This is a genomic window from Escherichia sp. Lx600-2 (assembly GCF_036662595.1).
GTDB classification, from domain to species: Bacteria; Pseudomonadota; Gammaproteobacteria; order Enterobacterales; family Enterobacteriaceae; genus Escherichia; species Escherichia coli.
The window spans coordinates 13,237-27,041 of record NZ_JAYQWM010000004.1; the positions used below are offsets into that span (position 1 = coordinate 13,237).

General features: G+C 52.3%; 12 protein-coding genes. 6 read left to right on the forward strand and 6 right to left on the reverse strand.

Annotation, left to right across the window (positions count from 1 at the left end):
- Positions 1 to 149: 149 nt before the first annotated feature.
- From prmA to acuI, 6 genes are all read right to left on the reverse strand, one after another.
- Positions 150 to 1,031 carry a 50S ribosomal protein L11 methyltransferase gene (gene prmA, locus OQV04_RS02125; RefSeq protein ID WP_001145821.1) on the reverse strand — a complete coding sequence of 294 codons (882 nt, stop codon included), beginning with the start codon at positions 1,029 to 1,031 and terminating at the stop codon, positions 150 to 152.
- An 11-nt stretch (positions 1,032 to 1,042) separates the two neighbouring features.
- A complete protein-coding gene (gene panF, locus OQV04_RS02130; protein ID WP_032281675.1) occupies positions 1,043 to 2,494 on the reverse strand; it encodes a sodium/pantothenate symporter in 1,452 nt (483 codons plus the stop codon).
- Positions 2,484 to 2,726, reverse strand: a complete 243-nt coding sequence (locus OQV04_RS02135) for a YhdT family protein (protein WP_000381170.1) — start codon at positions 2,724 to 2,726, stop codon at positions 2,484 to 2,486. The genes panF and OQV04_RS02135 overlap by 11 nt, the downstream gene beginning before the upstream one ends.
- Before the next feature lie 108 nt (positions 2,727 to 2,834).
- Positions 2,835 to 4,184 (reverse strand): acetyl-CoA carboxylase biotin carboxylase subunit, encoded by a 1,350-nt coding sequence (gene accC, locus OQV04_RS02140; protein WP_000884639.1) that lies wholly within the window; start codon positions 4,182 to 4,184, stop codon positions 2,835 to 2,837.
- Between the two features lie 10 nt (positions 4,185 to 4,194).
- Positions 4,195 to 4,665, reverse strand: coding sequence for an acetyl-CoA carboxylase biotin carboxyl carrier protein (gene accB / locus OQV04_RS02145; RefSeq protein WP_000354622.1), 471 nt, complete (start codon positions 4,663 to 4,665; stop codon positions 4,195 to 4,197).
- A 977-nt stretch (positions 4,666 to 5,642) separates the two neighbouring features.
- Complete coding sequence (gene acuI / locus OQV04_RS02150; RefSeq protein ID WP_032281674.1) at positions 5,643 to 6,617, reverse strand: acrylyl-CoA reductase (NADPH); 975 nt, start codon at positions 6,615 to 6,617, stop codon at positions 5,643 to 5,645.
- A 151-nt stretch (positions 6,618 to 6,768) separates the two neighbouring features.
- Between acuI and csrD the strand changes: the two genes are divergently transcribed.
- The 6 genes from csrD (at position 6,769) to rng (ending at position 13,775) form a co-directional block, all read left to right on the forward strand.
- A complete protein-coding gene (gene csrD, locus OQV04_RS02155; RefSeq protein WP_001241419.1) occupies positions 6,769 to 8,709 on the forward strand; it encodes an RNase E specificity factor CsrD in 1,941 nt (646 codons plus the stop codon).
- 304 nt (positions 8,710 to 9,013) lie between these two features.
- The gene (gene mreB / locus OQV04_RS02160; RefSeq protein WP_000913396.1) at positions 9,014 to 10,057 is read left to right on the forward strand and encodes a rod shape-determining protein MreB; all 1,044 of its coding nucleotides are present in this window, start codon (positions 9,014 to 9,016) and stop codon (positions 10,055 to 10,057) included.
- A gap of 65 nt (positions 10,058 to 10,122) precedes the next feature.
- Positions 10,123 to 11,226 carry a rod shape-determining protein MreC gene (gene mreC / locus OQV04_RS02165; RefSeq protein ID WP_000802516.1) on the forward strand — a complete coding sequence of 368 codons (1,104 nt, stop codon included), beginning with the start codon at positions 10,123 to 10,125 and terminating at the stop codon, positions 11,224 to 11,226.
- A complete protein-coding gene (gene mreD / locus OQV04_RS02170; RefSeq protein ID WP_000179409.1) occupies positions 11,226 to 11,714 on the forward strand; it encodes a rod shape-determining protein MreD in 489 nt (162 codons plus the stop codon). Before mreC ends, mreD begins: the two co-directional genes overlap by 1 nt.
- An 8-nt stretch (positions 11,715 to 11,722) precedes the next feature.
- Positions 11,723 to 12,316 (forward strand): nucleoside triphosphate pyrophosphatase YhdE, encoded by a 594-nt coding sequence (gene yhdE, locus OQV04_RS02175; RefSeq protein WP_032281673.1) that lies wholly within the window; start codon positions 11,723 to 11,725, stop codon positions 12,314 to 12,316.
- Positions 12,306 to 13,775 carry a ribonuclease G gene (gene rng / locus OQV04_RS02180; RefSeq protein ID WP_000123197.1) on the forward strand — a complete coding sequence of 490 codons (1,470 nt, stop codon included), beginning with the start codon at positions 12,306 to 12,308 and terminating at the stop codon, positions 13,773 to 13,775. The genes yhdE and rng overlap by 11 nt, the downstream gene beginning before the upstream one ends.
- The last annotated feature ends 30 nt before the right edge of the window (positions 13,776 to 13,805 follow it).

Consider the following 13,805-nt stretch of genomic DNA (forward strand, 5'->3'; position numbering starts at 1 on the left):
TACACTCAAAGAAATTTGAGTAAGTTCTCAATTTTTCTTTATGAATGAAAATTTTGGCACGCAAATTTGCGTAAATAATCGGCAAATTTACGTGCCTTTTGTGAGCTTGCTCGCACTTCGCCCCGCGTCACCCTACGGCGATGCGAAGGTTAATTCTTACGACCGGTAATACGGCACCACTCTTCTTTTTCCACGACCGGGTCCAGTGCGAAGCTGTCGGCATAAGCTTCGCAAACGCTCTCTGCCTGGCTTGCCAGAATACCGGAAAGGCCCAGCAAACCGCCTGAAACCGGCAGGACGCTGATTAACGGTGCCAGTTCACGTAATGGGCCTGCAAGGATGTTAGCGACCACCACGTCGGCTTTCATGTCTTCTGGCTGATCTTTCGGTAAGTAGAGTTCCAGACGGTCAGAAACGCCATTACGTTCGGCGTTATCGCGGCTGGCCTGAATCGCCTGCGGATCGATATCAATACCAATGGCTTTTGCTGCACCCAGTTTCAGCGCCGCGATCGCCAGAATGCCGGAACCACAGCCAAAGTCGATGACTGTTTTACCGGTTAAATCGAGGCTGTCGAGCCATTGCAGGCACAGAGAGGTGGTTGGATGGGTACCCGTACCAAACGCCAGCCCTGGATCTAACATCACGTTGACGGCGTTTTCGTCCGGCACATCACGCCAGCTAGGGCAGATCCACAGTCGTTCACCAAAGCGCATCGGGTGGAAATTATCCATCCATTCGCGCTCCCAGTCTTTATCTTCTAGTTGTTCGATTTTATGCGCGAAGCCTGCGCCGAGCAGCGGATGGTTTTCCAGAATCGCCACCACGTCGTTCATATCGGTTTCAGCGTCGAACAGACCAATCACATCGGTGTCGCCCCACAGGCGCGTTTCGCCCGGCAGCGGCTCAAATACTGGCGTATCGTGGGTATCCTGAAAAGTGATAGAAACGGCACCCGCTTCCATCAGCGCATCGCTAAGATCTTCCGCGTTCGCGCCGGTGGTGTTCAGTTTCAGTTGGATCCAAGGCATGGCAAAACTCTTTATTTATCAGTAGTCAAAACGGTAGCTTGCGGGACGGATGTACCGAAACGGTTTCCGACCAGGAAAGCCAGCAAACTTAGTAGTAACGAGGGCACGATAGGGTGGAAGCCCTGGTACTGAATATTCAGCGTCGCGAGTACGGCATACAGCACGCCGCCAACGATCATCGCACTTAGCGCGCCTTTGGCGTTGGCGCGTTCCCAGTAAAGACCCAGCACCAGCGGCCACAGGAAAACGGCTTCCAGCCCACCGAAGGCCAACAAATTCAGCCAGATGATCATTTCTGGCGGCTTCCAGGCGGCAAGCAGCAGCAACGCGCCGAGAACTAACGTAATTACCGCCGACATCCGCTTCAGACGCGTCTCGTTTTGCATTTGATCCGGACGGATATTCAGATAGAGATCTTTAATGATCGTAGCGGAACTTTGTAGCAATTGGGCGTTAATTGTCGACATGATCGCAGCCATAGGTGCAGCCAGAAAGATCCCGGCAGCAAACGGTGGCAGCACTTTTACCATTAACGTCGGGATCACCAGATCCGGTACGGTGAGATCGGGGATCACTGCACGACCTAACGCTCCGGCCAGGTGCATACCGAACATCAGGATTGCGACTACAATCGTACCGATGATGATCCCCCGGTGTACTGCTTTGCTGTCTTTATAAGAGATACAGCGCACCGCAGTATGCGGCAGGCCTATAACGCCAAAGCACACCAGTACCCAGAACGACGTCATAAAGGCAGGCGACAGAATATCGTCAGCGCCTTGTGGCGTAACCAGTTGCGGATCGATGGTTTGCAAGGTCTGTACTGCGTTGCTTAAGCCGCCAGCGGCATGTACCACGCCAATAAGCAGCACAATGGTGCCAATCAGCATCACAAGCCCTTGCATGGTGTCGTTCAGCACGCTGGCGCGAAAGCCACCAAAGGCGGTATATAACGCAATGCTGATACCAAAAATCAGCAGCCCGGTTTCATAAGGAATACCCGCCGCGGTTTCCAGCAGGCGCGCACCGCCGATAAACTGCACGGTCATCGCACCAACGAACGCAACCAGCAAACTCAAACTCGCCAGCCACACCAGAAGACGACTCTGGTAGCGGGCAAACAGCATATCGTTCAGCGTCACTGCATTGTAGCGGCGCGCAAGAATCGCAAACTTCTTGCCGAGAATACCGAGTGAAAGCCAGACTGCAGGAAGCTGAATCATCGCCAGCAATACCCAACCCAGGCCGTATTTATAAGCAGCTCCAGGCCCGCCGATAAACGAACTGGCACTGATATAAGTCGCGGTGAGCGTCATCGCCAGCACAATACCGCCCATAGAGCGGCTGCCGAGGAAATACTCATTAAGGAAGGTGCCGGTGCTCCGTTTACGCATCGCATAAACAGAGATACCGAACACCACCACCAGATAGGCGACCAGCGGTAGAATTACTTCAAGCTGCATCGTCATCCTCCAGTGGGATATCGCGATAGATAAATTTCACCATCGCCCAGCACAGTCCAATAAACAGCAGCGGCGTCAGGATGCAGGCCATCTCAAACCAGCGCGGAAAGCCGGTAAAACCGGGGGCAACGCCAGGTAAGTAAGCGGCTACTAACCAAACTGCCAGATACAAAAGGGTCAGCCCCAGCGCCCAGCGCGCCTCTTTATGGGCCTGAACAAAACGAGTGTCCATTTTTTGTCCCTGATGGGTGAAGAAAGCGAGGATTGTACCTTATGGGGGTTGTCGATCCCCAGTAATAAAAAAGGCCGGAAAATCCGGCCTTTTGACGCTTTTGCAGTCTTATTTTTCCTGAAGACCGAGTTTTTTCTCCAGATAGTGGATGTTAGTGCCACCATGCTGGAAGTTCTCGTCATTCATGATGCGGATCTGCAGATCAACGTTGGTTTTGATACCGTCGATGATCAGCTCCTGCAGCGCATTCTTCATGCGGGCAATCGCCACGTCACGGTTTTCACCGTAGCAAATCAGCTTACCGATCATTGAGTCATAGTACGGTGGTACGGTGTAGCCCGCGTAGATATGAGACTCCCAACGTACGCCAAAACCGCCAGGTGCGTGGAAACGGGTGATTTTGCCCGGACTTGGCAGGAAGGTGTTCGGATCTTCGGCGTTGATACGACATTCCACCGCATGGCCGCGAACGTGAACTTCTTCTTGCTTGATCGACAGCGGTTGACCGGCAGCGATACGCAGCTGTTCTTTGATCAGGTCAACGCCGGTGATCATTTCTGTAACCGGGTGTTCTACCTGAATACGGGTGTTCATTTCGATGAAATAGAACTCGCCGTTTTCGAACAGGAACTCGAAAGTACCTGCACCGCGATAGCCGATATCAACACACGCTTTAGCGCAACGTTCGCCGATGTAGCGACGCAGTTCCGGGGTAATGCCCGGTGCTGGCGCTTCTTCGACCACTTTCTGGTGGCGGCGCTGCATGGAGCAGTCACGTTCCGCCAGATAGATAGCGTTGCCCTGACCGTCAGCCAGTACCTGAATCTCGACGTGGCGAGGATTTTCCAGGTATTTCTCCATGTAAACCATATCGTTGCTGAAAGCAGCTTTCGCTTCCGCACGGGTCATGGAGATGGATTGTGCCAGTTCAGCGTCGCCGCGCACTACGCGCATACCGCGACCACCGCCGCCGCCGGAGGCTTTGATAATCACCGGATAACCAATGCGTTTAGCAATGGCACGGTTTTTATCCATATCGTCGCCCAGCGGGCCGTCAGAACCCGGTACGCAAGGAACGCCCGCTTTTTTCATCGCCGCGATTGCGGATACTTTGTCGCCCATCAGGCGAATGGTTTCTGCTTTCGGGCCAATGAAGATAAAGCCGGAGCGTTCAACCTGCTCGGCAAAGTTGGCGTTCTCGGAGAGGAAGCCGTAACCCGGATGGATTGCTACTGCGCCGGTGATTTCAGCGGCGCTGATGATTGCCGGGATGTTCAGATAACTTTTTACTGACGGAGCAGGGCCAATACAGACCGTTTCATCTGCCAGTAATACGTGTTTTAGATCGCGATCCGCGCTGGAGTGCACAGCGACAGTCTTGATGCCCAGTTCTTTACAGGCACGAAGAATACGCAATGCAATCTCGCCGCGGTTGGCAATAACAATTTTATCCAGCATGTTCGCCTCGTTACTCGATGACGACCAGCGGCTCGTCAAATTCTACCGGTTGTCCACTTTCGACCAGAATTGCTTTCACGGTACCGGATTTGTCCGCTTCGATCTGGTTCATCATTTTCATGGCTTCAACGATGCACAGGGTATCGCCCACGTTGACTTTCTGACCCACTTCGATGAACGCTTTTGCGTCCGGGCTTGGGGTGCGGTAGAAAGTACCAACCATCGGGGAACGTACGATGTGACCACTGATTTCCGCTGCTGCTGGCGCTTCCATGGAAGGAACGGTCGCCGGAGCGGCTGCGTTAGATTGAGCTGGCTGCTGCATCATTGGTGCAGCGTAAGCTTGTTGCATCACAGGGAAACTTGCGGCAGGAGCTGCACGGCTAATGCGTACTGACTCTTCGCCTTCAGAAATTTCCAGTTCGGAGATGCCTGATTCTTCAACCAGCTCGATCAGTTTTTTAATCTTACGAATATCCATGAGTGGGTTCCGTACTCTTTGTTTAGTGTGATTGTGACAGGCGTTTCACCGCCGTCTGTAAAGCGTATGCCCCGACAGCTGTATGCATAGCGATAAATTCCAGCAGGCCGGGACGCCGGTCTATTTTGCCCCAGAGTGTCAATGTTAGACTTGACGGACATTGTGCAGCGATCTGCTGCTATCCTCCGGCAAAAAACAAAATATACCTTCGTTGCGCCAATGTCACCTTTTCCGCAGCGCAAAAACTGCGTCAGGGAGGACGAGGTCGCACATTATAACGATTTCGTAGCAATTGGCAGCTAAATACTGGTCTTATCAGGGAAGATAATCAACAGCTAACATGTAAATAACCTTCAACACCGTGTAATTTGCAACAAGCCGCACAATTCACGAAATTAGCGCCATCATCGACGGAACTTCTTATAACGTAAGGTGAAAAGCTGTAAAGCCAGCCCTGCGAAGATGAGGGGCTGCAATGAGATAATCTTCACAGACCACAAATAATGTAGGGATGCCAGGATCGCGACAAGATAGACGACATTACGCAGCGGTTGCTGGGGATTACCCAATTTTCACTGCATCGTCTGGATAGATGTGAATGCTAAAGCACGCAAAATTAACCGATTGACAATGCTCAGCATTAAATACGTCCGAGTGATTAATTTGTAGTCAAATAAAATCAGATTATTCACCCCATGGTACCAGAAATAAGTAAGGGGTTAAGCGTAGCGTCGCCCAGGCAAAGCACCATAAACCTAACAGGCGACGGAGGCGTATCAATAATAGCTGTTTAGTGGAGTATCAATGCGCATCAATTTATGGTCAGTCGAAATCATGACTTTCCAGTTTGGATGATGTTGTACAACTTCATGACCAAGGTGTTCGACTAAAGCTGTCCGGCTAACCGCTTTTCCCGTTAACCGATTGAATAATGATTTCAAAATGAGTTCCCTCTCTTATTATTCCTTGCTAAATGGTTAGTTAACCTTCACCAGCGTGCGACCCTGGATCTGGTTATTAATGATGGCCTCGGCAAAGTTCGGTGCCTCTGACAGAGATATCTCTTTTGCCGCCTGGGTATAGAATGATTCCGGTAAATCGGCGACCAGTCGCTGCCAGGCTTGTGCGCGGCGTTCTGGTGGCGTCATTACTGAATCCACCCCTTGCAAACGGACATTACGCAGAATAAATGGCATGACCGTGGTTGGCAGAGTAAAACCACCCGCCAGACCACAGGCCGCCACGCAGCCGCCGTAATTCATTTGCGCCAGCACTTTTGCCAGCACTTTGTCGCCAACGGTGTCAATTGCCCCAGTCCACACTTGTTTTTCCAGAGGACGGGATTCGGCAAACTCATCACGAGGGAGAATACGGCTGGCACCTAAACTTTTCAGATATTCATGGGTACTTTCGCGACCGGAAACGGCAACGACCTGGTAACCCAACTTATGCAGCAGCGCTACGGCGGTACTGCCGACGCCACCACTGGCACCCGTCACAACAATCTCCCCGTCCTGCGGGCGAACACCGGCATCTTCCAGCGCCATCACACACAGCATGGCGGTAAAACCGGCAGTACCGATAATCATTGCTTTACGCGCGTCCAGCCCTTGCGGCATGGCAACCAGCCAGTCACCTTTCACTCGCGCCTGCTCCGCCAGCCCACCCCAGTGGTTTTCACCAACGCCCCAGCCAGTGAGTAACACCTCCTGACCGGCATGAAAACGCGGATCTTCGCTGGTGCGTACAGTTCCGGCAAAATCGATCCCAGGAATCATCGGAAAATTACGGATGATTTTTCCCTTACCGGTAATCGCCAGCGCATCTTTATAGTTCAGGCTCGACCAGTGAACATCGACCGTGACATCGCCCTCCGGCAGGCGACTTTCGTCCAGAGTCTGTACTGATGCGAGAGTTTTGCCGTCCTGCTGTTCTAAAAGTAACGCCTGCATAAGTGGTCCTCATGTGCATGATGGATTGGAAAATAATTTCTGAAGACTATACTCGCTAATGGAAAAGCAAAGCCGATGAAGCGCAATAAATTGCGAGATAAATCTGATTTGCTAGTATGCCCGCTTCCTCACTATCGGAGTTAACACAAGGATGAGATTAACGACGAAATTTTCGGCCTTTGTTACGCTGCTCACCGGGTTAACAATTTTTGTGACTTTGCTGGGCTGTTCGCTAAGTTTCTACAACGCCATTCAGTATAAGTTTAGTCATCGCGTTCAGGCGGTGGCGACGGCGATTGATACCCACCTTGTGTCGAATGACTTCAGCGCATTAAGGCCACAAATTACCGAATTAATGGTGTCAGCAGATATCGTTCGTGTAGACCTGCTGCATGGTGATAAACAGGTTTATACCCTGGCCAGAAATGGTAGTTATCGTCCGGTTGGCACCAGCGATCTGTTTCGTGAACTGAGCGTTCCGTTGATAAAGCATCCGGGGATGTCGTTGCGTCTGGTTTATCAGGATCCGATGGGCAACTATTTCCATTCGTTGATGACCACCGCGCCGCTCACGGGGGCGATTGGCTTTATCATTCTTATGCTCTTTCTGGCGGTACGCTGGTTACAACGGCAACTTGCCGGGCAAGAATTGCTGGAAACCCGGGCTACTCGTATCTTAAACGGTGAGCGTGGCTCTAATGTGTTGGGAACCATCTATGAATGGCCGCCCACAACCAGCAGTGCGCTGGATACGCTGCTTCGTGAAATTCAGAACGCACGCGAACAACACAGCCGTCTTGATACGCTGATCCGCTCTTATGCCGCACAGGACGTGAAAACCGGCCTCAATAACCGACTCTTTTTCGATAATCAGTTAGCAACGTTACTGGAAGATCAGGAGAAAGTAGGTACCCACGGGATCGTGATGATGATTCGTCTGCCGGATTTCAATATGTTGAGTGATACCTGGGGGCACAGCCAGGTTGAAGAACAGTTCTTCACTCTGACGAATCTGCTGTCGACATTTATGATGCGCTACCCTGGCGCACTGCTGGCGCGTTACCACCGCAGTGATTTTGCTGCGCTGTTACCGCACCGGACGTTAAAAGAGGCAGAGAGCATCGCCGGTCAGTTAATCAAAGCCGTCGATACCTTGCCGAACAATAAAATGCTCGATCGCGACGATATGATCCACATTGGTATCTGCGCCTGGCGTAGTGGTCAGGATACCGAGCAGGTAATGGAACATGCAGAGTCTGCCACGCGTAATGCGGGATTGCAGGGCGGCAATAGCTGGGCTATTTACGATGACTCGTTGCCTGAAAAAGGACGCGGTAATGTTCGCTGGCGTACGCTTATCGAGCAAATGCTCAGTCGCGGCGGCCCGCGCCTTTATCAAAAACCGGCGGTTACTCGCGAAGGTCAGGTTCATCATCGCGAACTCATGTGCCGCATCTTTGATGGTAATGAAGAGGTTAGCTCGGCGGAGTATATGCCGATGGTCTTGCAGTTTGGCTTATCGGAAGAGTATGACCGTCTGCAAATCAGCCGTCTTATTCCACTATTGCGTTACTGGCCAGAGGAAAATCTGGCGATTCAGGTTACCGTTGAGTCGCTGATTCGCCCGCGTTTTCAGCGTTGGCTGCGCGATACGTTAATGCAATGTGAAAAATCACAACGAAAACGCATAATTATTGAACTTGCAGAGGCCGATGTAGGTCAACATATCAGTCGTTTACAACCTGTTATTCGTTTAGTGAATGCTTTAGGGGTACGGGTAGCCGTCAACCAGGCTGGTTTGACGCTGGTAAGCACCAGTTGGATCAAAGAACTTAATGTTGAGTTACTCAAGCTCCATCCGGGGCTGGTCAGAAACATTGAGAAGCGAACGGAGAACCAGCTGCTGGTTCAAAGCCTGGTGGAAGCCTGCTCCGGGACCAGCACTCAGGTTTACGCCACCGGCGTGCGTTCGCGAAGCGAGTGGCAGACCCTGATTCAGCGCGGTGTTACAGGCGGGCAAGGGGATTTTTTCGCGTCCTCACAGCCACTTGATACTAACGTGAAAAAATATTCACAAAGATACTCGGTTTAACCTGCCGTTTAATCCGTTTTCACGTAGAATAACGCGCGCTGCGTCTCATGGGAGTGTGCTTGTCTGCTCGCCAGATTGTTGCAGCACATATGCAGATGAATGACCTTACGCGGTTGCAAACAGGCGAGGAATGCTGCTGATGCATTAAGCCTTTCTGGACTCAGGCAGAGATTTGTAACAAAGGAAACGAACTGCACTAATTTTCACCGTAGCAGATGATTTTTGCGCCTTGTCGCTGCTGCGTGTGGTTGGTAAAGTAAGCGGATTTTCTTTTCCGCCCCAGCTTTCAGGATTATCCCTTAGTATGTTGAAAAAATTTCGTGGCATGTTTTCCAATGACTTGTCCATTGACCTGGGTACTGCGAATACCCTCATTTATGTAAAAGGACAAGGCATCGTATTGAATGAGCCTTCCGTGGTGGCCATTCGTCAGGATCGTGCCGGTTCACCGAAAAGCGTAGCTGCAGTAGGTCATGACGCGAAGCAGATGCTGGGCCGTACGCCGGGCAATATTGCTGCCATTCGCCCAATGAAAGACGGCGTTATCGCCGACTTCTTCGTGACTGAAAAAATGCTCCAGCACTTCATCAAACAAGTGCACAGCAACAGCTTTATGCGTCCAAGCCCGCGCGTTCTGGTTTGTGTACCGGTTGGCGCGACCCAGGTTGAACGCCGCGCAATTCGTGAATCCGCGCAGGGCGCTGGTGCCCGTGAAGTCTTCCTGATTGAAGAACCGATGGCTGCCGCAATTGGTGCTGGCCTGCCGGTTTCTGAAGCGACCGGTTCTATGGTGGTTGATATCGGTGGTGGTACCACTGAAGTTGCTGTTATCTCCTTGAACGGCGTGGTTTACTCCTCTTCCGTGCGCATTGGTGGTGATCGTTTCGACGAAGCTATCATCAACTATGTGCGTCGTAATTACGGTTCTCTGATCGGTGAAGCCACCGCAGAACGTATCAAGCACGAAATCGGTTCGGCTTACCCGGGCGATGAAGTCCGTGAAATCGAAGTTCGTGGCCGTAACCTGGCAGAAGGTGTTCCACGCGGTTTTACCCTGAACTCCAACGAAATCCTCGAAGCACTGCAGGAACCGCTGACCGGTATTGTGAGCGCGGTAATGGTTGCACTGGAACAGTGCCCGCCGGAACTGGCTTCCGACATCTCCGAGCGCGGCATGGTACTCACCGGTGGTGGCGCACTGCTGCGTAACCTTGACCGTTTGTTAATGGAAGAAACCGGCATTCCAGTCGTTGTTGCTGAAGACCCGCTGACCTGTGTGGCGCGCGGTGGCGGCAAAGCGCTGGAAATGATCGACATGCACGGCGGCGACCTGTTCAGCGAAGAGTAATCGGATGCAGGCAGGGGAAGCGTCTGTTTACCCTGCCTGGTCTGATACGAGAATACGCATAACTTATGAAGCCAATTTTTAGCCGTGGCCCGTCGCTACAGATTCGCCTTATTCTGGCGGTGCTGGTGGCGCTCGGCATTATTATTGCCGACAGCCGCCTGGGGACGTTCAGTCAAATCCGTACTTATATGGATACCGCCGTCAGTCCTTTCTACTTTGTTTCCAATGCTCCTCGTGAATTGCTGGATGGCGTATCGCAGACGCTGGCCTCGCGTGACCAACTAGAACTTGAAAACCGGGCGTTACGTCAGGAACTGTTGCTGAAAAACAGTGAACTGCTGATGCTTGGACAATACAAACAGGAGAACGCGCGTCTGCGCGAGCTGCTGGGTTCCCCGCTGCGTCAGGATGAGCAGAAAATGGTGACTCAGGTTATCTCCACGGTTAACGATCCTTATAGCGATCAAGTTGTTATCGATAAAGGTAGCGTTAATGGCGTTTATGAAGGCCAGCCGGTCATCAGCGACAAAGGTGTTGTTGGTCAGGTGGTGGCCGTCGCTAAACTGACCAGTCGCGTGCTGCTGATTTGTGATGCGACCCACGCGCTGCCAATCCAGGTGCTGCGCAACGATATCCGCGTAATTGCAGCCGGTAACGGTTGTACGGATGATTTGCAGCTTGAGCATCTGCCGGCGAATACGGATATTCGTGTTGGTGATGTGCTGGTGACTTCCGGTCTGGGCGGTCGTTTCCCGGAAGGCTATCCGGTCGCGGTTGTCTCTTCCGTAAAACTCGATACCCAGCGCGCTTATACTGTGATTCAGGCGCGTCCGACTGCAGGGCTGCAACGTTTGCGTTATCTGCTGCTGCTGTGGGGGGCAGATCGTAACGGCGCTAACCCGATGACGCCGGAAGAGGTGCATCGTGTTGCTAATGAACGTCTGATGCAGATGATGCCGCAGGTATTGCCTTCGCCAGACGCGATGGGGCCAAAGTTACCTGAACCGGCAACGGGGATCGCTCAGCCGACTCCGCAGCAACCCACGACAGGAAATGCAGCTACTGCGCCTGCTGCGCCGACACAGCCCGCTGCTAATCGCTCTCCACAAAGGGCTACGCCGCCGCAAAGTGGTGCTCAACCGCCTGCGCGTGCGCCGGGAGGGCAATAGTGGCGAGCTATCGTAGCCAGGGACGCTGGGTAATCTGGCTCTCTTTCCTCATTGCGCTTTTGCTGCAAATCATGCCCTGGCCGGATAACCTGATTGTTTTCCGGCCAAACTGGGTGTTACTCATCTTGTTGTATTGGATCCTGGCCTTGCCCCATCGCGTAAATGTGGGCACAGGTTTTGTGATGGGTGCCATACTGGATCTGATCAGCGGCTCGACGCTTGGCGTACGCGTATTGGCGATGAGCATCATTGCTTACCTGGTGGCGCTGAAATACCAGCTTTTCCGTAACCTCGCATTATGGCAGCAGGCGCTGGTCGTCATGTTGCTTTCGCTGGTGGTGGATATTATTGTTTTCTGGGCAGAGTTTTTAGTGATTAACGTCTCTTTCAGACCGGAAGTGTTCTGGAGTAGTGTAGTCAATGGGGTGCTCTGGCCGTGGATTTTCTTGCTGATGCGTAAAGTCCGTCAGCAGTTTGCAGTGCAATAAAGGTTTCTATGACTTCTCTGTATTTAGCTTCCGGTTCTCCGCGTCGTCAGGAGTTACTTGCGCAACTTGGCGTGACCTTTGAACGTATTGTTACGGGCATTGAGGAGCAGCGTCAGCCGCAGGAGAGCGCGCAGCAGTATGTTGTGCGTCTGGCGCGCGAGAAAGCACGGGCGGGTGTCACGCAAACGGCGCAGGATCTCCCGGTGCTGGGTGCGGATACTATCGTTATCCTGAACGGAGAAGTGCTGGAGAAACCGCGCGACGCAGAGCATGCGGCGCAGATGTTGCGCAAATTATCGGGTCAGACCCATCAGGTGATGACGGCAGTGGCGTTGGCCGACAGCCAGCACATTCTCGATTGCCTGGTGGTCACCGATGTGACTTTCAGAACGTTAACAGACGAAGACATCGCGGGCTATGTCGCCAGCGGTGAACCGTTAGATAAAGCAGGTGCATACGGTATTCAGGGGCTGGGTGGCTGTTTTGTCAGGAAGATAAATGGCAGCTATCACGCCGTAGTCGGCTTACCGCTGGTTGAAACGTATGAATTATTAAGTAATTTTAACGCACTGCGTGAGAAAAGGGATAAACATGACGGCTGAATTGTTAGTAAACGTAACGCCTTCGGAAACGCGAGTGGCGTATATTGATGGCGGTATTCTGCAGGAAATTCATATTGAACGTGAGGCGCGACGCGGAATAGTAGGCAATATCTACAAGGGTCGTGTAAGTCGTGTACTTCCGGGTATGCAGGCGGCTTTTGTAGATATTGGGCTGGATAAAGCCGCGTTTCTTCATGCATCTGACATCATGCCGCACACCGAATGTGTGGCGGGTGAAGAACAAAAGCAATTCACGGTGCGCGACATCTCGGAACTGGTTCGTCAGGGGCAAGATCTGATGGTGCAGGTGGTGAAAGATCCGCTTGGCACTAAGGGGGCGCGCCTGACCACCGATATCACGCTGCCTTCTCGCTATCTGGTCTTTATGCCAGGGGCTTCTCACGTTGGTGTTTCCCAACGTATTGAAAGCGAATCAGAACGTGAACGCCTGAAAAAAGTGGTCGCAGAGTATTGCGACGAGCAGGGCGGGTTTATCATCCGTACCGCAGCGGAAGGGGTTGGCGAGGCTGAACTGGCCTCCGATGCCGCTTATCTGAAACGCGTCTGGACCAAAGTTATGGAGCGTAAAAAACGCCCGCAGACCCGTTATCAGCTGTACGGCGAACTGGCGCTGGCGCAGCGTGTTCTGCGTGATTTCGCCGATGCCGAACTGGACCGCATTCGCGTTGACTCACGCCTGACTTACGAAGCATTACTTGAGTTCACCTCGGAGTACATTCCCGAGATGACCAGCAAGCTGGAGCATTACACCGGACGCCAGCCGATTTTCGATCTCTTTGATGTCGAAAACGAAATCCAGCGAGCGCTGGAACGCAAAGTAGAACTGAAATCCGGTGGTTATCTGATTATCGACCAGACCGAAGCGATGACCACCGTGGACATCAATACCGGAGCGTTTGTCGGTCATCGCAATCTGGACGACACCATTTTCAATACCAATATTGAAGCGACGCAGGCTATCGCTCGCCAGTTACGGTTGCGCAATCTGGGCGGGATTATCATTATTGATTTCATCGATATGAATAATGAAGATCACCGCCGCCGCGTGCTGCATTCGCTGGAGCAAGCGTTGAGCAAAGACCGGGTGAAAACCAGCGTTAATGGTTTTTCGGCGCTGGGGCTGGTGGAGATGACGCGTAAACGCACCCGCGAAAGCATTGAGCACGTACTGTGTAACGAATGCCCAACCTGCCACGGTCGCGGAACGGTGAAAACCGTGGAAACGGTATGCTATGAAATCATGCGCGAGATTGTTCGTGTCCACCATGCTTACGACTCCGACCGTTTCCTGGTCTATGCTTCTCCGGCAGTAGCTGAAGCCTTGAAAGGCGAAGAGTCACACTCGCTGGCGGAAGTGGAAATTTTCGTTGGTAAACAGGTTAAAGTACAAATTGAACCGCTCTATAACCAGGAGCAGTTTGACGTCGTAATGATGTAAACAGATGCTGGGCCGCCATCCGGCAAAGGG

What these genes read in the sequence shown, in the direction of transcription:
- prmA (WP_001145821.1), bottom strand. Translation starts at nt 1,031, where the DNA reads ATGCCTTGGATCCAACTGAAACTGAACACCACCGGCGCGAACGCGGAA.
- panF (WP_032281675.1), bottom strand. Translation starts at nt 2,494, where the DNA reads ATGCAGCTTGAAGTAATTCTACCGCTGGTCGCCTATCTGGTGGTGGTG.
- OQV04_RS02135 (WP_000381170.1), bottom strand. Translation starts at nt 2,726, where the DNA reads ATGGACACTCGTTTTGTTCAGGCCCATAAAGAGGCGCGCTGGGCGCTG.
- accC (WP_000884639.1), bottom strand. Translation starts at nt 4,184, where the DNA reads ATGCTGGATAAAATTGTTATTGCCAACCGCGGCGAGATTGCATTGCGT.
- accB (WP_000354622.1), bottom strand. Translation starts at nt 4,665, where the DNA reads ATGGATATTCGTAAGATTAAAAAACTGATCGAGCTGGTTGAAGAATCA.
- acuI (WP_032281674.1), bottom strand. Translation starts at nt 6,617, where the DNA reads ATGCAGGCGTTACTTTTAGAACAGCAGGACGGCAAAACTCTCGCATCA.
- csrD (WP_001241419.1), top strand. Translation starts at nt 6,769, where the DNA reads ATGAGATTAACGACGAAATTTTCGGCCTTTGTTACGCTGCTCACCGGG.
- mreB (WP_000913396.1), top strand. Translation starts at nt 9,014, where the DNA reads ATGTTGAAAAAATTTCGTGGCATGTTTTCCAATGACTTGTCCATTGAC.
- mreC (WP_000802516.1), top strand. Translation starts at nt 10,123, where the DNA reads ATGAAGCCAATTTTTAGCCGTGGCCCGTCGCTACAGATTCGCCTTATT.
- yhdE (WP_032281673.1), top strand. Translation starts at nt 11,723, where the DNA reads ATGACTTCTCTGTATTTAGCTTCCGGTTCTCCGCGTCGTCAGGAGTTA.
- rng (WP_000123197.1), top strand. Translation starts at nt 12,306, where the DNA reads ATGACGGCTGAATTGTTAGTAAACGTAACGCCTTCGGAAACGCGAGTG.